The 22,466-nt window shown below is 45.8% G+C and carries 17 protein-coding genes; 6 read left to right on the top strand and 11 right to left on the bottom strand.

The features are described from left to right. The first annotated feature begins 271 nt into the window (after positions 1-271). A complete protein-coding gene (gene abc-f, locus HGO97_RS11005) occupies positions 272-2,245 on the top strand; it encodes a ribosomal protection-like ABC-F family protein (protein ID WP_216241569.1) in 1,974 nt (657 codons plus the stop codon). A 94-nt stretch (positions 2,246-2,339) separates the two neighbouring features. Here the strand turns inward: abc-f and HGO97_RS11000 are convergent, their stop codons facing one another. The 11 genes from HGO97_RS11000 to HGO97_RS10950 form a co-directional block, all read right to left on the bottom strand. After that, positions 2,340-3,536, bottom strand: a complete 1,197-nt coding sequence (locus HGO97_RS11000) for an NADP-dependent isocitrate dehydrogenase (protein WP_216241566.1) — start codon at positions 3,534-3,536, stop codon at positions 2,340-2,342. 15 nt (positions 3,537-3,551) lie between these two features. Further along, complete coding sequence (locus HGO97_RS10995) at positions 3,552-4,217, bottom strand: GntR family transcriptional regulator (protein ID WP_216241563.1); 666 nt, start codon at positions 4,215-4,217, stop codon at positions 3,552-3,554. 22 nt (positions 4,218-4,239) lie between these two features. Further along, entirely contained in the window at positions 4,240-5,628 is a 1,389-nt protein-coding gene (locus tag HGO97_RS10990; RefSeq protein WP_216241561.1) for a beta/alpha barrel domain-containing protein, read from the bottom strand. 255 nt (positions 5,629-5,883) lie between these two features. After that, the gene (locus HGO97_RS10985; protein WP_216241556.1) at positions 5,884-7,047 is read right to left on the bottom strand and encodes a phosphoglycerate dehydrogenase; all 1,164 of its coding nucleotides are present in this window, start codon (positions 7,045-7,047) and stop codon (positions 5,884-5,886) included. 1 nt (position 7,048) lies between these two features. Further along, complete coding sequence (gene serC / locus HGO97_RS10980) at positions 7,049-8,131, bottom strand: 3-phosphoserine/phosphohydroxythreonine transaminase (protein ID WP_216241554.1); 1,083 nt, start codon at positions 8,129-8,131, stop codon at positions 7,049-7,051. Between the two features lie 138 nt (positions 8,132-8,269). Then, complete coding sequence (ilvB, locus tag HGO97_RS10975; RefSeq protein WP_216241551.1) at positions 8,270-9,952, bottom strand: biosynthetic-type acetolactate synthase large subunit; 1,683 nt, start codon at positions 9,950-9,952, stop codon at positions 8,270-8,272. A gap of 11 nt (positions 9,953-9,963) precedes the next feature. Beyond that, positions 9,964-11,637, bottom strand: a complete 1,674-nt coding sequence (gene ilvD / locus HGO97_RS10970; RefSeq protein ID WP_216241549.1) for a dihydroxy-acid dehydratase — start codon at positions 11,635-11,637, stop codon at positions 9,964-9,966. 56 nt (positions 11,638-11,693) lie between these two features. Further along, complete coding sequence (leuB, locus tag HGO97_RS10965; RefSeq protein ID WP_216241547.1) at positions 11,694-12,779, bottom strand: 3-isopropylmalate dehydrogenase; 1,086 nt, start codon at positions 12,777-12,779, stop codon at positions 11,694-11,696. Positions 12,780-13,537: 758 nt separating this feature from the next. Continuing rightward, on the bottom strand, positions 13,538-13,843 hold the full coding sequence (gene yajC, locus HGO97_RS10960; protein WP_216241545.1) for a preprotein translocase subunit YajC: 306 nt from the start codon (positions 13,841-13,843) through the stop codon (positions 13,538-13,540). A 138-nt stretch (positions 13,844-13,981) separates the two neighbouring features. Continuing rightward, positions 13,982-15,118, bottom strand: a complete 1,137-nt coding sequence (gene tgt, locus HGO97_RS10955) for a tRNA guanosine(34) transglycosylase Tgt (protein WP_216241542.1) — start codon at positions 15,116-15,118, stop codon at positions 13,982-13,984. A gap of 90 nt (positions 15,119-15,208) precedes the next feature. Then, complete coding sequence (locus tag HGO97_RS10950) at positions 15,209-17,041, bottom strand: L,D-transpeptidase family protein (protein WP_330654238.1); 1,833 nt, start codon at positions 17,039-17,041, stop codon at positions 15,209-15,211. 212 nt (positions 17,042-17,253) lie between these two features. Here HGO97_RS10950 and aroC point away from each other — a divergent pair, with 212 nt between their 5' ends. The 5 genes from aroC to HGO97_RS10925 are packed head-to-tail and all read left to right on the top strand — an operon-like array spanning position 17,254 to position 22,352. Continuing rightward, positions 17,254-18,357, top strand: a complete 1,104-nt coding sequence (aroC, locus tag HGO97_RS10945; protein WP_216241540.1) for a chorismate synthase — start codon at positions 17,254-17,256, stop codon at positions 18,355-18,357. A 1-nt stretch (position 18,358) separates the two neighbouring features. Next, the gene (locus tag HGO97_RS10940; RefSeq protein WP_216241537.1) at positions 18,359-19,432 is read left to right on the top strand and encodes an ABC transporter ATP-binding protein; all 1,074 of its coding nucleotides are present in this window, start codon (positions 18,359-18,361) and stop codon (positions 19,430-19,432) included. After that, a complete protein-coding gene (locus HGO97_RS10935; RefSeq protein ID WP_246597407.1) occupies positions 19,422-20,237 on the top strand; it encodes an ABC transporter permease in 816 nt (271 codons plus the stop codon). Before HGO97_RS10940 ends, HGO97_RS10935 begins: the two co-directional genes overlap by 11 nt. Next, positions 20,234-22,117 carry an extracellular solute-binding protein gene (locus HGO97_RS10930; RefSeq protein ID WP_216241532.1) on the top strand — a complete coding sequence of 628 codons (1,884 nt, stop codon included), beginning with the start codon at positions 20,234-20,236 and terminating at the stop codon, positions 22,115-22,117. The genes HGO97_RS10935 and HGO97_RS10930 overlap by 4 nt, the downstream gene beginning before the upstream one ends. 37 nt (positions 22,118-22,154) lie before the next feature. Continuing rightward, positions 22,155-22,352, top strand: coding sequence for a hypothetical protein (locus HGO97_RS10925; protein WP_216241530.1), 198 nt, complete (start codon positions 22,155-22,157; stop codon positions 22,350-22,352). The last annotated feature ends 114 nt before the right edge of the window (positions 22,353-22,466 follow it).

Raw genomic sequence — 22,466 nt, 5'->3', positions numbered from 1 at the left:
AAATATCTATGCGGGCTACCTCGGTCCATGCATAGGTGTTTACAAAACAATGTACCAGATTTTATTATATAGAATTGCGTTGACAAAGTCAAATTTTTAGTTGTATTTTACTTTATTTTCGTTATAATGAAAAGGGTATACCCTAAAAGTATCCCTGGATATACGCCTTTTTAGGCATGTCCACATAAATCCTGCGATACAGGGACATACATTTCCTTACACCGGTCAAAAGTCCGGCTGCAGGGTACACTTAAGATACAGGAGGTTTATTATGATACTTGCATGTCATAATCTCAATAAATCATTTGGGGATCAATTAATTGTAAAAGATGGCTCTTTTCATATAGAAGACAGAGAAAAAGCGGCATTGGTCGGTGTGAACGGTGCCGGCAAATCAACGATTTTAAAAATGATCGTAAAGGAAGAGCCGGCAGACAGCGGCGAAATCGTGCTGACAAAGGGCAAGACCCTTGGTTATCTAGCCCAGCAGCAGAATCTGGAGAGCGGACGCTCTATCTACGAGGAAGTAAAGACCGCAAAGGCCCACATCATAGAGATGGAACATCAGATTCGCTCCATTGAACATGAATTAAAGTCTTTGAGCGGGGAAGAGTTGGATAAACGGCTGGAGACTTACAACCGTCTCATGTCACAATTTGAAGCTCAGAACGGTTATGCCTATGAAAGCGAAATCGTAGGTGTTTTGAAAGGACTTGGCTTCACAGAGGATGAATTTTCCAAGAAGACCGATACCCTCTCCGGGGGACAGAAGACCCGAGTCTCTCTTGGTAAGCTGCTCCTCACCAAACCAGACATCCTGCTTCTCGATGAGCCGACTAACCATCTGGACCTGAACTCGATCACCTGGCTGGAGACCTATCTTCTGAACTATCCAGGTGCCGTATTTATCGTGTCCCATGACCGTTTTTTCTTGAACCGTGTTGTCACAAAGGTCATAGAAGTAGAAAATGGTGCCGTCCGCATGTATTCCGGCAATTACAAGGATTACGCCGACAAAAAACAGCAGATCCGCGATGCCATGCTCAAGGAGTATTTGAATCAGCAGCGTGAAATCAAACACCAGGAGGCCGTTATCGAAAAGCTCCGCTCCTTCAACCGCGAGAAATCCATCAAGCGTGCCGAGAGCCGTGAAAAGATGCTCAACAAGATGACTCTGGTAGAAAAACCACAGGATGCGGCAAAAGAAATGCATCTGTCACTGGAACCGTCCTGCATCAGCGGTAATGATGTGTTAATTGTAGAGGAGCTCTCCAAGGCATTTGACAGCCAGGTCTTATTTAGGGACATCAGTTTTGAGATCAAACGAGGAGAACATGTAGCCGTCATCGGAGATAATGGAACAGGCAAGACCACTCTGCTCAAGATCCTGAATCAGGTCGTTTCGGCTGATACCGGTTCCTTCACACTGGGGTCCAAGGTAAAAATCGGATATTATGACCAGGAACATCACGTCCTGCATGAGGATAAAAATATTTTTGATGAAATTTCCGATGATTATCCGACATTGACGAACACACAGATCCGCAATACACTGGCTGCGTTCCAGTTTACCGGAGATGATGTATATAAGCTGATCGGCGACTTGAGCGGCGGCGAAAAGGGACGTGTGTCCCTGGCGAAGCTGATGCTCTCTGAGGCCAACTTCCTGATCCTCGACGAGCCGACCAACCACTTAGATATCACCTCCAAAGAAATCTTAGAGAAGGCACTGAACGAATATACGGGAACTGTCCTTTATGTGTCCCACGACCGTTACTTCATTAATCAGACTGCTACCCGTATACTGGAACTTGTGAATCAGACATTTGTAAATTATATAGGCAATTACGATTACTATCTGGAGAAAAAGGAAGAACTGACTGCTGTATACGCTTCTACTTCCGGAAATACTGCCGCTTCATCTGGAAGCCCTTCCGCTTCCTCTGCTGGTGCATCTGTTCCGTCGTCATCATCCGCTGCTGACGGGAATGTTTCCGGCGGGAAGCTAAGCTGGCAGGAACAGAAAGAACAACAGGCAAGGGAACGAAAACGTCAGAATGCATTAAAAAAGACGGAAGAAAGAATTGCCGTGTTAGAAGAACGCAATGCAAAGATCGATGAATTGATGACCCATGAGGATGTCTATTCCAATTCCGTAAAATGCCAGGAGCTGGCCGTAGAAAAATCGCAAAACGAGGAAGAACTTGAAACGCTCTATGAAAAATGGGAAGAACTTGCAGAATAAAAACAAAACATTAAAGAACAGGGAAGGCTGATGATATGCAGCCTTCCCTGTTCGATTCTTATCTTATAAATTATCTCATAAAGAGACTCTCCTCTTATAAACGAGTCGCGATCGCCTTGATGAAATCCTCGCTGTTCAGAACCGTTGGATTCTCGATTGTTGTAATCAGTGCTAAGTCTTTTGTCATGCTGCCCGATTCAATCGTGTCGATCGTTGCCTTTTCCAGTCTGTCCGCAAATTCCATCAATTCTGTATTGCCGTCCAGTTCTCCGCGCTTTCTCAGCGCACCAGTCCATGCGAAGATCGTTGCTACAGAGTTCGTAGAAGTCTCCTCCCCTTTCAGGTGCTTGTAATAATGACGCTGAACGGTCCCGTGAGCTGCTTCATATTCATAGTATCCATCTGGAGATACCAGCACAGAAGTCATCATAGCAAGAGAACCAAATGCAGAGGATACCATATCGCTCATCACATCCCCGTCGTAGTTCTTGCATGCCCAGATGTATCCGCCCTCTGATTTCATGACACGTGCAACAGCATCATCGATCAATGTATAGAAATATTCAATTCCAGCGGCCTTGAATTTCTCATCATACTCTGCATCATAGATTTCCTGGAAAATATCTTTGAATGTGTGGTCATACTTCTTAGAAATCGTATCCTTCGTCGCAAACCACAGATCCTGCTTTGTATCCAGAGCATAGTTAAAACAGCTTCTTGCAAAGCTCTCAATCGACTGGTTGATATTGTGCATTCCCTGAACGATTCCAGGGCCTGTGAAGTTATGTACCAGTTCTTTCGTCTGTGTTCCGTCCTCTGCTGTGTAGACCAGCTCCACTTTTCCTGCACCCGGAATCTTCATCTCTGATCCCTTGTACACATCACCATATGCATGTCTGGCAATCGTAATCGGCTTCTTCCAGTTCTTCACACATGGTTCAATCCCTTTTACCACGATTGGTGCGCGGAACACTGTTCCATCCAGGATCGCACGAATTGTCCCGTTCGGGCTCTTCCACATCTCTTTCAGATCATATTCGTCCATACGTGCAGCATTTGGCGTAATCGTCGCACACTTTACGGCTACTTTGTATTTCTTCGTCGCATTGGCAGAATCAATGGTAACCTGGTCATTCGTTTCATTTCTGTATTCCAGGCCCAGGTCATAATACTCTGTGTTGAGCTCAATGTATGGCTCCAGAAGATTCTCTTTGATCATCTTCCAAAGGATACGTGTCATCTCGTCGCCGTCCATCTCAACAATCGGTGTGGTCATCTTAATCTTTTCCATCTTATCTGTCTCCTCCTAAATTTCTTCGTAACCTTGCTTTCTCAGGTTCAGTATCACATGCAGAATATGCTCATTAGCGAGCTGCTCCGCAAGGTCTGCGTCCTTATCCCGGATGGCACGTAAAAGCTGCTTATGCTCCCGGATAGACTTTCGTGCACGGTCCTCTGATACAACGGAAGTCTCACGGGCCACCTGAACATACTTATGGAAATCCAGCAGCAAGTGGCTCAAGATCCTGGAATTAGAAGCCTCATACAGAACTGCATGGAACCTGCTGTCCAGCTCTGCCATCTGTTCCGCACTGCCTCCGCCTTCTCTCTTCATATGAAATTCTGAAAGAAGCATGATCTCATCCAATTCATCCAACTGCTCATCCGATATATTCTCTGTTGCCCATCTTGCACACAATCCTTCCAGCATAGAACGGATCATGTAGATATCGCTGACATCCTTCGGTGAAATCCCCGTCACATACGCTCCCTTATTGGGAATGATCGAAACAAGCCCCTCTAACTCGAGCTGCCTTAGAGCCTCACGCACAGGAGTACGGCTGACCCCAAGCTCCTTCCCAATTGTGTTCTCCCTCAATTCGTCGTGTTCTTTATACTTACCTTTCAGAATATCGTCCCGGATTCTCTGAAAAACGCGGCTGCTTAAGGAATTATCCTGATATTCTCCCATTTTACTATTATGTCCTCCCAAGTTAGAGTGTTATATGCAGTTCACCGCATATACTATCTATTTTGGCAACTAATTCCTCATCTGTCAAGACCGTAACGCGACCTTCTTCATATTCTTTGTCTACCCAGAGCTTTACTTCCCTGACAAGCTCAGAATTTTTGTCTACTGCTCGGTCGCCCGTTAGCTTGTAATATGCATTGATCCAATAGGCAATTCCAGCAATACCAGATGTATTTGAAACAGAAACAAGTGCAGGCCGGTTCAGGAATTTATCTGTATCAAAAATATTATAGATTTCTTCGTTCTTTAGCATACCGTCTGCATGGATTCCGGCACGTGTCACATTAAAATTCTTTCCTACGAACGGAGTGCTGGCTGGAATCTCATATCCGATTTCTTTTTCATAATATTCTGCCAGCTCTGTGATGACTCTCGTGTCCATACCGTCCAGATTTCCCCGAAGCTGTGCATATTCGAATACCATTGCCTCTAAAGGTGTATTTCCAGTACGTTCTCCAATCCCAAACAAGGAACAGTTCACGCCCGATGCCCCATACAGCCATGCTGTCGTAGAATTATTGACTGCCTTGTAGAAATCATTATGTCCATGGAATTCAATCAATTCACTTGGAACACCAGCATGAGTCCTTAATCCGTAAATGATTCCCGGTACAGAACGCGGAATCACTGCTCCCGGATAATTCACACCATACCCCATTGTATCACAGGCACGGATCTTCACAGGAATCTGGTACTCTTCCATCAGCTTCATCAATTCCAGACAAAATGGAATCACAAATCCGTAGATATCTGATCTAGTGATATCCTCCAGATGGCATCTCGGGCGAACCCCAGTCTCCAGACATTCTCTGATGACAGAAAGATAATGCTCCATAGCCTCTCTTCTTGTCATCTTGAGCTTGTAGAAAATATGATAATCTGAGCAGCTCACCAGCACTCCGGTCTCCTTTAATCCGATATCCTTCACCAACTGGAAGTCCTTCTTATTCGCACGAATCCAGCTCGTGATCTCTGGGAATTCATATCCCTTTTCCATACACTTATATACTGCATCCCGATCCTTCTTGCTGTACAGGAAAAATTCACTTTGTCTGATCTTCCCGTTCGGTCCGCCCAATTTATGTAAATAATCAAAAATCGTTACGATCTGTTCTGTTGTATAAGGAGCCCGTGACTGCTGTCCGTCCCTGAACGTCGTATCCGTAATCCAGATTTCATCCGGCATATGGTGAGGTACAATTCTGTCATTGAAAGCAATCTTCGGAACCTCATCATAATGAAACAGATTTCGGAACACATTCGGAGTCTCCACATCGACCAACGGATACATATGCTCTTCTAGTTCTAACAAATTCGTGTGCTTATTTAAAAATACTTTTCTGTTTTCCATCACAAAACTCCTCCTGAATCATTCATTTATCGCTGAATATGTAATTGGATAGCATATAGTTTTTGCATCCTTGTATAATTGTATACAAATATACAACTTTTGTCAATACGTTAATTCACTAAATTTATGACTAAAAAGCGAAAAAAGGGAGGTCAGAATCTAGCATTCAACACCAAATTCTGACCTCCCTTTTTCCGCTTTTCTATAGTGATGTCTTCTTCATGAACAATACGGAGTATGAAGCAATGGATAATCTTATTGGATGACTCTGACCTTCAGAACTCCCTCGATTTTTTCCAGTGCATCTACTACCTCTGCCGCTGCAACACCATCTACATCTATCATGGTATAGGCATATCCCTTTTTGCTCTTGTTCGCCATCAAAGAGATATTCATGTTTGCTTTTGCAAGCAGTCCGGTAAACTGTCCCAGCATGTTCGGAATGTTATGGTGAAGGATCGTGATTCTGGCTCCGTCACCTTTTACACCCATATCGCAGTCCGGATAGTTCACGGAGTGTGTGATATTACCATTTTCCAGATAATCGATTGTCTCCTTGACTGCCATCTTCGCACAGTTATCCTCGGACTCTTCTGTGGATGCTCCCAGATGCGGAATGACAATTGCACCCTTCACTCCGGCGATTTCCGGGGTCGGGAAGTCTGTTACATAGCATTTTACTGCTCCAGACACAAGTGCATCTACCATATCTTCACTATTTACCAGAAGGTCTCTTGCAAGGTTCAGAATGACCACATCCTTCTTCATCAGGCTGATGGCGTCCTTATTGATCATTCCAATCGTATCCTCCAGAGCAGGAACATGAATCGTGATATAATCAGATTCTTTATATAATTCATCTACAGTCTTTGCATGATGGATGTTTCTGGATAACTTCCATGCTGCATCTACAGAGACATATGGATCATAACCGTATACTTCCATTCCCAGATGGGTCGCAGCATTTGCCACCAGCACACCGATTGCTCCCAGACCGATGACACCGAGTGTCTTTCCTTCCAGCTCGGTTCCGGCGAAGGCCTTCTTCTTCTTTTCTGTCATCTTCACCAGGTCACCGTCTTCCTCATGCTCCTGTACCCAGTTGATACCACCAATAATATCACGGGCTGCCAGCAGCATTCCGGCAATCACAAGTTCCTTCACCCCGTTTGCATTTGCTCCCGGTGTATTGAATACAACGATTCCCTTTTCTGCACATTTGTCCAATGGAATATTGTTGACTCCGGCTCCAGCACGGGCGATCACCTTTAGATTCTCACTGAACTCCATCTCATGCATAGCAGCACTTCTGACGATCACTGCATCTGCTTCTTCTACTTTATCAGTCTTTACATAGTTTTCATCAAATTTATCCAACCCTACCTGGGCAATTGGATTCAGGCAATTATACTTATACATATTACAGATTCTCCTCCTCGAATTTTTTCATGAATGTAACCAGCGCTTCTACTCCTTCATACGGCATTGCATTGTAAATGCTTGCACGCATACCGCCCACACTTCTGTGGCCTTTCAGATTCTCAAGTCCGGCAGCCTTAGCCTCTTTGACAAACTTCGCATCCAGATCTGCATCTCCTGTAACAAACGGTACATTCATCAAAGAACGGTCCTTCTTTTCTACAGTACCCTTGAACAACTTGCTCTCATCCAGGAAATCATACAGAAGCTTTGCTTTTTTCTCATTGCGTGCTTTCATTGCTTCCAGACCGCCCATGGCCTTTAACCATTTGAATACCTTTCCACAGATATAAATTCCATATGCCGGCGGTGTATTGTACAGAGATTTTGCATCTGCATGTGTCTTATATGTAAGCATAGTAGGTGTTCCCGGAAGAACATCCTCTGTGATCAGGTCTTCGCGGATAATTACAATGACCATACCAGCCGGTCCGATATTTTTTTGTACGCCGCCATAAATCACACCGTACTTGGTCACATCCACAGGTTCGGATAAAAAGCAGGAGGACACGTCTGCTACCAGGGTCTTTCCCTTTGTATTCGGCAGCTCTTTGAATTTTGTTCCGTAAATTGTGTTGTTCTCACAGATGTAAACATAATCGGCATCCTCGGAAATAGGCAGATCAGAACAGTCCGGGATATAAGAAAATGTCCGGTCTTCAGAAGAAGCAATCTTATTCACCTTTCCATATTTTGCCGCCTCGCTGGCCGCTTTTTTTGCCCACTGTCCTGTCACAATATAATCTGCCACCTTATTTTTCATCAGATTCATCGGAATCATCGCGAACTGTTGGGATGCTCCGCCCTGAAGGAACAGTACTTTATAGTTGTCAGGAATATTCATCAGCTCTCTTAAATCAGCCTCTGCCGTTGTAATGATCTCTTCGAAAGCTTTTGAGCGATGACTCATTTCCATAACCGACATCCCGGTCCCGTTGTAATCTAACATCTCTTCTGCTGCTGACTTTAATACTTCCTCCGGTAATACTGCCGGTCCTGCTGAAAAATTGTACACTCTACCCATCTCTAATTTCCTCCTGAACATTTTAAATATATTAGCACCTTAACATACAGCTTTGCCGCATACCCGGGTAAAATGCCTCCTTACCAGAATAGCCTTAGGATGCATACCGATATGCTGCAAAGCTGCAGGAAAAGATATTTAACTGTGACTGATATCGTTCTCGTCAAAAGCCTCGCTGATTGCTGCCCCCGGTGCTACCATCGGCCATACCTTATCATCACTGTCGATCTGGCAGTCAATTACAACCGGTGCATTCATCTTCACCGCTTCTGCAAATGCTTCTTTAAATTCTTCCTGTGTAGTAACACGGATTCCTTTTGCTCCCATCGCCTCTGCAAGCTTTACAAAATCTACTGCATCATTCAACACCGTCGCAGAATAGCGCTGTTCGTAGAACAGGTTCTGCCACTGGCGCACCATACCGAGTACATGGTTGTTGATCACCACCTGGATCACCGGAATCTGATGTCTGACTGCCGTTGCAATCTCATTCATATTCATGCGGAAACAGCCATCCCCTGCAATGTTGACAACAAGCTTATCTGGACATCCCATCTTAGCGCCCAGGGATGCTCCAAGACCATAGCCCATCGTCCCAAGTCCTCCAGAAGTCAGGAAGGTCCGCGGGTTTGTATATTGATAGAACTGTGCGGCCCACATCTGATGCTGTCCGACTTCTGTGACAATGATTGCATCTCCGTTTGTCTGTTTATAAATCTCCTCTACCACAAATGGTCCTGTCAGGACATCTGTATGGTAGGTGAGCGGATACTTTTCTTTGTATTCCTGAATCTTCTTCATCCAATCTGGATGAGACTGCTGTTCCAGCTTCTCATTGACTCTCTTTAATACTTCTTTCAGATCACCGACCACACCGTCCGTGATCAGGACATTTTTATTCATCTCCGCCGCATCAATATCGAACTGGAGAATCTTCGCATTTTTTGCGAACTTCTTTGTATTACCCGTCACCCTGTCGCTGAACCTGGCGCCGATCACAATCAAGAGATCGCATTCACTGACCCCATAATTGGACGTTTTTGTTCCATGCATTCCGAGCATACCAGTATAGCGGCTATCGGTTCCCGGAAATGCGCCTTTCCCCATCAGAGAATCTGTGACTGGAGCATCCACCTTATTGACGAACTCCATCAATTCACCGCTGGCACCTGAAAGGACTGCTCCGCCTCCCACAAATATGTAAGGCCGCTTCGCCTTGCTGATCATAGCAACCGCAGTATCCACGTCTTTTTGGCAGATATCCTGCGGGTCCATCGGCAGCACTGGTTCAATCTTCACCGGCTTATACTCTGTCTTATTTCCTGTTACATCCTTCGGGATATCAATGAGGACAGGTCCCGGCCTTCCAGTCTGTGCGATACGAAATGCCTTGCGGATCGTCTCTGCCAATTTGCTGACATCCTTTACAATGTAATTATGCTTTGTGATAGGCATGGTGATTCCCGCAATATCAATCTCCTGGAAACTATCCTTTCCAAGGAGTGAGACACCCACATTACATGTGATTGCGACCACTGGAATAGAATCCATATACGCCGTGGCGATTCCTGTCACCAGGTTCGTTGCCCCCGGTCCACTCGTAGCAAAGCATACTCCCACTTTGCCAGTTGCCCTTGCATACCCGTCTGCCGCATGCGCAGCTCCTTGTTCATGGGAGGTCAGGATATGCCTGATCTCATCACTATGTTTATATAATGCATCATATACATTCAAAATTGCTCCGCCCGGATACCCGAAAACCGTATCCACGCCCTGCTCTTTCAAACATTCGATGACAATTTCTGCTCCGGTTAAATGCATAGTAAAACCTCCTAATTCTTCTTTGGTACTTCCAGGATGGCTCCTCTATTGCCTGAAGTTACCATTGCTGCATATCTGGCAAGGTACCCTGTTGTGATCTCAGGCTCTTTTGGCTGCCATTTTGCCCGTCTTGCTTCGAGCTCCTCATCGGAAACATCTAATTCCAGCTTCAGTTCTGGGATATTGATCTTGATGATATCTCCCTCTTCTACCAATGCAATCGGGCCTCCCACTGCTGCTTCCGGTGAAACATGACCGATGGATGCTCCTCTGGATGCTCCGCTGAAGCGTCCGTCTGTAATCAGGGCAACGGTAGAACCGAGTCCATATCCGGCGATTGCAGAGGTCGGATTTAACATCTCCCGCATTCCAGGGCCGCCTTTTGGTCCTTCATAACGAATGACAATGACATCACCCGGATGAATCTGTCCTGTCTTGATAGCCTCTGTGGCAGCCTCATCACTCTCGAAAATCCTTGCCGGGCCTTCATGTACCAACATCTCCGGTACGACTGCAGAACGTTTTACGACACTGCCGTCTGGTGCAAGATTTCCTTTCAGAACGGCAATTCCGCCCGTCTCACTGTATGGGTTGTCAATTGGACGAATAACCTCAGGATTCTTGTTGAGACATCCTTCTATATTCTCTCCCACTGTCCTTCCTGTTACAGTCAAACATTCTGTATTCAGAAGTCCCTTCTTATTCAATTCATTCATCACCGCATAGACGCCGCCCGCTTCGTTCAGGTCTTCGATATAGGTCGGACCTGCTGGTGCGAGATGACAAAGATTCGGTGTTTTCTCACTGATCTTGTTCGCAAAATCAATTTCAAAATCCATTCCGATTTCATGAGCGATGGCTGGAAGATGCAGCATACTGTTCGTAGAACAGCCAAGTGCCATATCCACAGTCAGTGCATTGAGTATCGCCTCTTCTGTCATGATGTCTCTCGGACGGATATTCTTCCGAAGCAGTTCCATGACCTGCATACCAGCATGCTTTGCGAGCTGGAGTCTTGCAGAATAGACCGCCGGGATTGTTCCATTCCCCTGAAGGCCCATTCCCAGAGCCTCTGTCAAACAGTTCATGCTGTTGGCCGTGTACATTCCTGAACAGGAACCACAGGTCGGGCATGCCTTGTTCTCATATTCACATAAATCCTCTTCTGTCATGGTACCTGCCGCATAGGAGCCTACTGCCTCGAACATACTGGAAAGGCTGGTCCTTCCACCCTTTACGTGTCCTGCAAGCATCGGGCCGCCGCTGACAAAAATGGTCGGTACATTGATTCTGGCCGCTGCCATCAAAAGTCCCGGTACATTCTTGTCACAGTTCGGAATCATGACAAGTGCATCAAACTGGTGTGCCATCGCAAGAGCCTCTGTGGAATCTGCAATCAGATCTCTTGTTACAAGGGAGTACTTCATTCCCACATGCCCCATAGCAATTCCGTCGCAGACAGCGATTGCCGGCACCATGATCGGTGTGCCTCCTGCCATTGCAACGCCCATCTTTACGGCTTCTGTAATCTTATCCAGGTTCATGTGTCCCGGAACGATCTCGTTGTAGGAGCTGACAACACCTACGAGTGGTCTGTCCAGTTCCTCCTGCGTCATTCCCAGCGCGTTGAACAATGAACGATGTGGGGCCTGCTGTGTCCCTTTAGTTACTGTATCACTTCTCATCTTAAAAACCTCACTTTCTACTTATGCCGTACTGGCTAATGATATGCTTATTCTATCTACTTAATGTAAGAACAGATTCTGTCGCCCATCTCACTGGTTCCGATCTGTGTCTTTCCTTCTGACATAATATCAATCGTACGATATCCATCTTTTAATACCTGTGCGACCGCATTTTCAATTGCATCTGCCTCTTTGTCCAGATCAAATGAGAACCGCAGCATCATTGCTGCTGATAAAATCGTCGCGATCGGATTTGCAATACCTTTTCCTGCAATATCCGGTGCGGAACCACCGCTTGGCTCATAGAGTCCGAACTTTGTCTCGTTCAGGCTGGCGGATGCCAGCATTCCGATGGACCCTGTCACCATGCTTGCCTCATCTGATAAGATGTCCCCGAACATATTCTCTGTTAAAATGACATCGAATTGTCTTGGATCTTTCACGAGCTGCATTGCACAATTGTCGACCAGCATATGCTCCAATGTCACCTCCGGGTACTCTGTGGCGACCTCTTCTACAACCTTACGCCAAAGCCTGGAGGAATCCAGTACATTCGCTTTATCGACACTTGTCACTTTCTTCCGGCGTTTCATTGCGATATCAAAACCACGCTTCGCGATTCTGCGCACCTCATTCTCGTTATATGTAAGCTCATCATATGCTGTCAGCACGCCATCTACTTCAACTGTCTTTCTCTCTCCAAAATACAGTCCTCCTGTCAGCTCCCTCATGATCATCATGTCAAAGCCGCCATCCGTGATTTCTTCTTTCAGAGGACAGGCACCCTTTAACTCATCATACAGAACAGCCGGACGTAAATTTGCAAAAAGATTCAATTCCTTGCGGATCTTCAAAAGTCCTGCCTCCGGTCTCTTGGAAGGTTCCAACTGATACCATGGGGAAGTCTTCGCATCCCCTCCGATCGATCCCATCAGCACAGCATCGCTTGCCTTCGCCGCTGCAATCGTCTCATCTGTAAGAGGAATCCCGTGTACATCAATCGAAGCTCCTCCCATCAATAACTGTGTATAAGAACACGCATGTCCATATACCTCTCCTACTTTATCCAGAACCTTCATGGCCTCCGTCACGATCTCCGGTCCAATACCGTCCCCTTTAATCACTCCAATATTCAATCTCATAACCCATTACTTCCTTCCAAAAATAGAATTAAAAAATACTAATCTTTATGATAACTTATTTTTCGGCACGTTTCAACCCTTTAATTCGTAAAAGTGTGAAATTAGGGGGTGGGACTTGTTGGATATAGGGGACGCTTTCAGGAGTGGGATGGGGGCTTTGGGGGCTTTTTTGCGGGATAAGCAGCCCTAATGAAAAGGACGCAGGAAATGACAGACACCGCAGACATGCGGGTAAACGCTGGATGCGTTTACCCTGTAGGTCGGCTTGAAATAAGGCGTTGTAAGCCTGATTTCAGCCTGCATTTCCTGCGTCCTTTTCATGAAGGGCTGCTAATCCTGCAAAGATCCCCCCAACGCCCCCATCCCACTCCTGAAAGCTACGTGCATCCAATGGGAAGTTCTACTCCCCGGAGAATTTCAAGGCAGATCAATTCGGATAGGCCTCGTGATTTTTTTTGTTCCACTCGGATGAGCGCAGCCCGTCAGGATGCATATCGTGCTTCCTGGGAGGGCTTAAAGTGCGCGAATAGAGGCACTAACAGGGAAAGAGCTGAATGAAAGGGATGGAAATTGTTTTCCAGAACAATTTCCAAGGCAACACGTATCGAGTAATCATCAAGATTACTCGATATATGTTGCCGCGTCCTTCCATTCAGCTCTTTCTCTGTTAGTGTCTCTTCGCAAACGGTCCGCCCTCCAGGAAGCACGATATGCATCCTGACGGGCGGACCGACTCTACTTACTCATCAACCTTCTGCTTACTCTGCAGATGGTTTCTCTATCTGTGCGATTGCAGCTTTCTGCATTGGTATACGGCAGTTCTTGTTATTGCCGAACTCTACGATTACGTCTTCATCTGTGATATCGATAATGACGCCATAAAAACCGCTTGTTGTCAGTGCGGTATCGCCCACTTCCATTGTTGAAAGCATTGCCTGCACTCTCTTCTGCTCCTTCTTCTGAGGGCGCATCAGCAGGAACCACATACCACCGATGATTACTACATAAATCAGGATGATACCACCCATTCCTGTTGCTCCGCTTGCAGCTAATAAACCATTCATCTTACTTCCTCCTAACTACTATCTTCAAAACAATAAGTTAACTATACACAAAAATGGGGGATTCTTCAAGTATCTTTTGGAATTTCCGCCATTTTTTTTGCTTTTTTACGTTCCTATTTGGCATATCCTGTCTCTGGGTTACGATTCCTTCTGACTGTTCATGCCTTCTAGCTTCTTTTTCTTATATGCCTGGAACTCACCGGTCTCAATAGCAGCACGTATTTCTTCCATCATATGATTATAAAAATACAGGTTATGCAGGACACAAAGGCGCATTCCCAGCATCTCTTTCGCCTTTAAAAGATGACGGATATATCCTCTGCTGTAGCTACGGCATGCCGGGCACTGACATCCTTCCTCTATCGGTCTGTCATCCAGTTCAAACTTTGCATTGAACAGGTTGAGTTTCCCCTGGTTGGTATAGACATGTCCATGTCTTCCGTTGCGTGTCGGATAGACGCAGTCAAAGAAGTCAACGCCTCTTTCTACACCCTCCAGAATATTAGCCGGTGTCCCTACTCCCATCAGATAAGTAGGCTTCTCTACCGGAAGATGCGGTACCACCGCATCCAAGATCCGGTACATCTCTTCATGACTTTCCCCCACGGCAAGGCCTCCGACGGCATAACCGGGCAGATCCAGCTCTGTAATCTGCTTTGCATGTTCAATACGGATATCTTCATAAACACCGCCCTGATTGATTCCAAATAAAAGCTGATTCTTATTGATCGTATCGGGCAGAGAGTTCAGGCGCTCCATTTCCGTCTTACATCTTTTGAGCCAGCGTGTCGTCCTTGCCACAGAATCTCTCATATATTCCCGATCAGCAACACTGGACGGACATTCATCAAATGCCATTGCAATTGTAGAAGCCAGATTAGACTGTATCCTCATGCTCTCCTCTGGTCCCATAAAAATCTTCCGACCATCAACATGAGAGTGGAAATGAACCCCTTCTTCTTTGATTTTCCGCAGGTCTGCCAGTGAGAACACCTGAAAACCACCGGAATCCGTAAGAATCGGCTTGTCCCAATTCATGAACTTATGCAGGCCTCCCATCTTCTTCACGACCTCATCTCCCGGGCGGACATGCAGATGATACGTATTGGATAATTCTACCTGGGTCTTGATTCCTCTTAAATCATCCGTAGAAACTGCCCCTTTGATTGCCGCTGCAGTTCCCACATTCATAAATACCGGAGTCTCTATCACTCCGTGGACCGTATGAAAACGGCCTCGCTTAGCAAGACCGTCTCTTTTGATTAATTCGTACATAATTCCCTCGATTTCTTTTGATTCTAATATTTAAAATAATATCTTAGGCAAAGCGGATATCCAAAATCCGCTTCGCTGCTTCGATAGGGCTTAATAATGAACAATAACCGGCGTTCCTACTGATAACATGCTATACAGAGTTTCCGCCTGCCCATAAGGCATGTTCACGCATCCATGTGATCCAATGCTCGTATACAGATCTCCACCGAATCCTGGCTGCCAGTTCGCATCATGGAAGCCGATTCCTGACCATGTGATCCTCATCCAGAAAGTAACAGGTGTCTCATATTCCGGCTTCCCGGTATCTGGATCGATGTCACCGACAAGCGTCTTATCCCTCTGCATTTCCAGGATGCTGAATACGCCTGCTGTAGTCTCCTTCTCTGGAGTCGGAAGTCCTGTAACAACATCTGATTCCATCGCTACATTTCCATCTACAATATACCACATATGCTGTGCAGACAGATCCACCTCTGCATAAGTATTGCCCCAGTCCTGCGGTGCATGAGCCGCTGCAGTCTGATAGTATGCAGGCTCTTTTGTTACTGTCTCACCATTCTTGATACTGTTGACCAATGCTTCGAACTCTGTATCCTCATCGATCGACCATCCATAGGTTCCACCAGATACTTCCGTGGTCTTCCCTGTCGGAGTGGTTATGGTCCTTGTGGTTCCTACGGTATCATATTTGTCTCCAAATTCTGTAAGCCATCCCTTTACCGCATCCTCGTTAAATGTCACCTTCATATTGTCATCTACGGTAAGCCACTGTGAGATCAAGGCCTTATCCACGACCACATTCTCTGTCATCGTGTATGTAATGCTTGCACTGGCAAATTTATTCAGCTCATCACATGCCTTTTTGACCTCCTCGGAATCCGATGTATACTTCGGTTCAGAGTAGCAGCCTTCCTTTTCCATATCCAATTCCTTTTGGAATTCATTGATATGCTGATGCACCTTCTCTTTGAGCACGTCCACATTCACAGCAGTACCGATGACTTCCGGCTCGATCACATACTTCTCACCATCGAACTTAGGGTACGCGGACTTCGCCGGCACCTGTTCAGCAGTCACCGCCTGCAGGCTGGAAATGGCATTGTTCAGTTCGTCCTCATTATAGGATACCTCAATCGTCACCTTGGAGGAATTCTTGGAGAAAAACGCAGTCGGCCATGCAAAACCATTCTGCTTTTTCAATGCCTTCTCGATATCATCATTCTCTTTATAAGTCAGGCCAATATCCGTACCATCTATGGTATCCGATTTATTATCCTTTTCCTGAACGGTCAGTTTATAACCTTTTACTTGTGCTTTCAGATAATCTTCCACGTCGGAAGCAGTCTTGGCAGAAAAATCCTTGCCGTTAATCTCCGTATTAATATAGAAATGACTCATAAAAAATACAGAAACACCCACATATACAAGGACAAGAGCCGCTACAATAGAGCCGGAAATGATCCAGATCTTCTTACTGCTCTTTTTCTGGCCGCCTTTTCTTCTCCTTGATTTATGTTTCTTCGGTTCCTCATCCGGGAAAAGATCATCCAGATCTTCTGCAAAATCTGTTTCTTCTACAAAATGCTCTTTTTTCGCAGGACCTTTCTTTTTCACCTTTGTATCCACAGGAATCACATTCGGGGCCTTCTGCCTCCTCTGTTCAGTCTCCTGCCTCTGATCTGGCGCCCTATGATTGGGGTTCATTCCTTTCTTAGTGCCCTTCGTTTTCACCGGTTCCTCGTACTCGTCTTCTTCTGGCTCCTCTTCTTCGTCAAAGAAATAATCCTCATCATCTTCGTCTATCTCATCGTCCAGATAATAATCCTCATCTGTCTCATCTATTTCATCAAAGTGGTAGTCTTTATTTTCATCTTTCTCTTCTGCGTGGAAACCGTCTGATTTTGTCATGTCTCGTTCGCTCATTTAGTATTACTCCCCTTTTTTAAATCAATATCTAGTCCACATTATATTACGAATCATAGTAAATGTACAGTAAAAAAGTATGAATTTAAATGAAAATTAAGATTCCGGCTGGTCATGGAAAGGTTCCGTAAAATTTATGATTGCGTGTTGATGCAACTTCTTATATAATAGGTCTATATGCAAAAACAGAAGAGACAGAAAGGAGTATTTACATGAGTGGATCAACATTTGGTAAATTATTCCGCGTAACAACCTGGGGGGAATCCCACGGTGCAGCAATCGGTGCAGTCGTGGACGGATGTCCTGCCGGGCTTACATTATGCGAAGATGATATTCAACAATATCTGAACCGACGAAAGCCGGGACAGAGCAAATATACAACAAAACGACAGGAGGCGGACCAGGTCGAGATTCTTTCCGGTGTATTTGAAGGAAAGACGACGGGTACGCCTATTTCCCTGATTGTACGCAACCAAGACCAGCGTTCCCGCGATTATGGGAACATTGCTTATACCTACCGTCCGGGACATGCGGACTACACATTTACGCAGAAGTATGGATTCCGTGATTACCGCGGCGGCGGCCGTTCTTCCGGCAGAGAGACGATTGGAAGGGTCGCTGCGGGAGCTATTGCTTCCTTATTATTAAATGAGATGGGAATCACCTTTACATCCTACGCAAAATCAGTCGGTCCTGTCACGGTCCCTGAAAAAGAGTATCATTTCGAAGAAATTTCGGAAAATAAACTCTATATGCCAAATAACCAGGCTGCCAAGCAAGCTGCTTCCTTTCTGGATCAGATGATTCAGGACCAGGATTCCTGCGGCGGTACGATTGAATGTCTGGTTCAGGGCCTGCCCGCTGGACTCGGTGAACCTGTTTTTGAGAAACTGGACGCATATCTCGCACAGGCACTTATGTCTATCGGAGCAGTAAAGGCCGTGGAACTCGGCGACGGAATTCTTGCCGCCTCCTCTTTAGGCAGCAAGAACAACGATGCTTTCCTAAAAAAAGAGGACCGTATTGTCAAAGAGACGAATCATTCTGGCGGCGTACTCGGCGGGATGAGTGACGGTTCACCTCTTCTTGTCCGTGCATCAATCAAGCCGACTCCTTCCATTTCACAGAGCCAGCGAACTGTGACGGAATCTGGGGAAGAAACAGAGCTTGTCATACACGGGAGACACGACCCTGTCATTGTCCCACGCGCCGTTGTCGTTGTGGAAGCCATGACAGCAATTACACTTGCGGACCTGCTCCTTGTCAACATGAGCAGCCGGTTGGATAAAATAAAAGCCTATTATACGGAGGATTAGAATGTCAAATAAATTAATTGATATTGTGAATATTACAAAATCATTTGGTGAAAATGTGGTCCTGGATGAATTAAATTTGTATATCCGCGAAAATGAATTTTTGACCCTGCTTGGCCCGAGTGGCTGCGGAAAGACCACACTGCTTCGAATTCTCGGTGGTTTTGAGACCCCGAATTCCGGCGATATTATTTTCGATGGTAAGAACATCAATAACCTGCCGCCGAACAAGCGTCAGTTAAATACAGTATTCCAGAAGTACGCTCTCTTCTCCCACATGTCCATCGCAGAGAACATCGCGTTCGGGCTTAAAATCAAAGGGAAGACAAAGGGCTATATCCAGGATAAGATTCATTATGCCTTAAAACTGGTCAATCTGGAAGGGTATGAGGATCGCACCCCGGATTCCTTAAGCGGCGGCCAGCAGCAGCGTATCGCCATTGCCCGGGCAATCGTGAATGAGCCGAAGGTGCTTCTGCTCGATGAGCCGCTCGGCGCATTGGATTTAAAGCTGCGCCAGGATATGCAGTATGAGCTGATTCGTCTGAAAAACGAACTGGGAATCACCTTCGTTTACGTTACCCATGATCAGGAAGAAGCCCTCACTATGTCAGATACTATCGTGGTCATGAACCAGGGATATATCCAGCAGATCGGCACACCCGAGGATATTTACAACGAACCGCAGAACGCGTTTGTAGCCGATTTCATCGGTGACAGTAATATCCTTCCTGCCACTATGGTAGAGGATAAGGTCGTGAAAATGCTGGGAGCCACCTGGCAGTGCGTGGATGTAGGATTCGGCCGCAACAAACCAGTAGATGCAGTGATCCGTCCTGAGGACATTGACCTGGTCAAGCCAGAGGAAGGCATCATCGAAGGTGTCGTCACACACTTGATTTTCAAAGGAGTCCATTACGAGATGGAGGTCCTTGCCAATAATTATGAACTGCTGGTACACAGCACAGACATGTTCCCTGTCGGAACAGAAGTAGGTATCAAAGTAGACCCATTTGACATTCAGATCATGAAAAAACCAGAATCTGAAGATGCGGAGGCTGTTGGAATTGAAGAATAGAAAATTATTGACCGGTCCCTATCTTTTCTGGGCGGCATCGTTTATTATCATCCCTCTTCTGATGATTGTTTACTATGGTATGACCGACAAAGAGGGACACTTTACATTCATGAATCTTGCCAGGATCACCACGCCTGAGAACCTGAAAGCACTGGGCCTTGCTCTTCTGCTCTCCTTTATCAGCACGCTGATCTGCCTGATACTCGCGTATCCGCTGGCAATGATTCTTTCTGAGAAGTCTGTCAATCAGACCAGCTTTATCGTATTGATCTTCATCCTCCCGATGTGGATGAACTTCCTGCTCAGGACTCTTGCCTGGCAGAACCTGTTGGAGAAAAACGGAATCATCAATATGATTCTCGAATTCTTCCACCTGCCTGACCAGACGCTGATCAATACGCCATATGCAATCGTACTCGGCATGGTGTACAACTTCCTGCCGTTTATGGTGCTGCCGATTTACAATGTCCTCTCGAAAATAGACAAGGACGTTATTTTTGCTGCCCGTGATCTGGGCGCGAACAACATGCAGACATTTTCCAAGATCATTTTTCCGCTCAGTATCCCCGGGATCATCAGTGGAATCACGATGGTTTTCGTGCCATCACTGACCACCTTCGTTATCTCGGACCTGCTCGGTGGAAGCAAGATCCTTCTCATTGGAAATGTCATTGAACAAGAATTTAAACAGGGAAGCAACTGGAATGTCGGTTCCGGGCTTTCTCTTGTGCTGATGATTTTCATCATCGCAAGCATGGCACTGATTGCCAAATATGATAAAGACGGGGAGGGAACTGCATTTTGATAAAAAATGGTCTGAAACGATTTTACTTAATCTTAATTTTTATCCTGCTCTATGCTCCCATCGTCACGTTGATGGTGCTGTCCTTTAACAGCTCCAAATCACGTTCCAAGTGGGGCGGATTCACGGGAAAATGGTATATAGCCCTGTTCCAGAACCAGGATATCATGAACGCACTATACACCACATTGATCATTGCACTTGTGTCCGCACTCGTGGCAACGATCATCGGAACGGCTGCTGCAATCGGAATCCAGGCGATGAAGCCCAAATTCCGTACATTTATGATGGGGGTCACCAATATTCCTATGCTGAATGCCGATATTGTAACAGGTATCTCTTTGATGCTTCTGTTCATCGCATTTCGTTTTTCACTGGGCTTTAAGACAATTTTGCTGGCACACATTACGTTTAATATTCCCTATGTCATCTTAAGCGTCATGCCCAAGCTCAAGCAGACAAGCAAGCATACTTATGAAGCTGCCCTGGATCTGGGAGCTTCGCCGGTATACGCCTTTTTCAAGGTCGTCTTTCCAGATATCATGCCGGGCGTGTTCTCTGGGTTCCTGCTTGCATTCACCATGTCGCTGGATGATTTTGTTATCACGCACTTTACAAAAGGACCAGGCGTTGATACCCTCTCCACAAAAATCTACAGTGAGGTCAGAAAGGGAATTAAGCCAGAGATGTATGCGCTCTCCACGATCATGTTCATCACAGTGCTTGTATTACTGTTCCTGGTGAACATTACACCTGAGAAAAAAGAGAGCTCCTCCGCACAGAAGTTAGAAATAAAAAAGAGACACCGAGTAGCCAGATTTGTTTTCCGCAAACTGGTCCCGACTGCAATGGTGATCGTCATTATAGCCGGAGGATTTTTCTATGGTTCACAAAATGATGCTGCCGGAAATAATCAGGTCATTGTTTACAACTGGGGAGAATATATCGATCCCGATGTCCTGACCTTGTTTGAAAAGGAGACAGGAATCGATGTCGTCTACGAGGAATACGAGACGAATGAAATCATGTATCCCAAGATACAGTCTGGAGCAATTGCCTATGATGTGGTCTGCCCGTCGGATTATATGGTACAGCGAATGATCGAGAACGATCTGCTTGCCGAGATTAATTTTGACAATATGCCGAACATCAAATACATTGACAGTACCTATATGGAGCAATCCCGTCAGTTCGACCCGGAGAACAAATACTCTGTACCTTATCTTTTCGGGACAGTGGGAATCCTCTATAACAAGAAGATGGTCGATGAGCCGATAGACAGTTGGGGCGTGCTCTGGGACCCGAAATATAAAGACAGTATTCTGATGCAGGACAGTGTGCGTGATGCCTTTGGTGTGACTTTAAAATATCTGGGCTACTCACTCAACTCTACGGACCTGGATGAGCTAGAGGCCGCCAAAAAACTGTTGATCGAGCAGAAGCCACTGGTTCAGGCCTATGTAGTGGATCAGGTACGTGATAAAATGATTGGAAATGAAGCCGCTATCGGCGTGATTTATTCTGGCGAAGCGCTCTATACGAAGATGGAAAATCCAGATCTGGAATATGTAATTCCGAAAGAGGGGTCAAACCTCTGGATCGACTCCTGGGTCATTCCTAAGAACGCGAAGCATAAAGAAAATGCAGAGAAATTTATTGACTTCCTCTGCAGACCAGAAATCGCAAAGATGAACTTTGACTATATTACCTACTCTATTCCGAACTCTGAGGGACGTAAGCTGATTGAAGAAGACTGGATGAGGGAAAGCCGGATTGCATTCCCAGAACCGGAAGATCTAATCAACTGTGAGACATTCAAATTCCTGGGAGACGACAACGATGCAGTGTATAACCAGTTGTGGAGAGAAGTAAAATCTAAGTAAAGGTCTTTGAAGGAGGTCCGCCCACCCGAAAGAGGGGATGAGGGGGAGAAAGACCGTTTTCTACAGGCTTGCCGCTTGTGAAACAGCACTAAATAAGAAACAGCCGGATTTTGCCGCACTGAATGGATTCACCGTGTTTGCTGATGCAAACGCGGCTCAGCCATTCATGGAATTTGATTTTGGAGAATCAAATTCCATCGGCAAAATTCGGCTGTTTCTTATTAAGTGCTGCTAACACACGCTATTATGCCTGCTGAAAACGGCCTTTCTCCCCCTCATCCCCTCTTTTGGGCGGGCTGGGCTGCTTCAAGATTGGAAGTGCAGGAAGCATAGCAAAGGATTCATGTCT

Source organism: Faecalicatena faecalis, assembly GCF_012524165.2.
Lineage (GTDB): Bacteria > Bacillota > Clostridia > Lachnospirales > Lachnospiraceae > Faecalicatena_A > Faecalicatena_A faecalis.
Note: the sequence above shows the minus strand (reverse complement) of the source record. Positions and strands in the feature narration are given on the sequence as shown.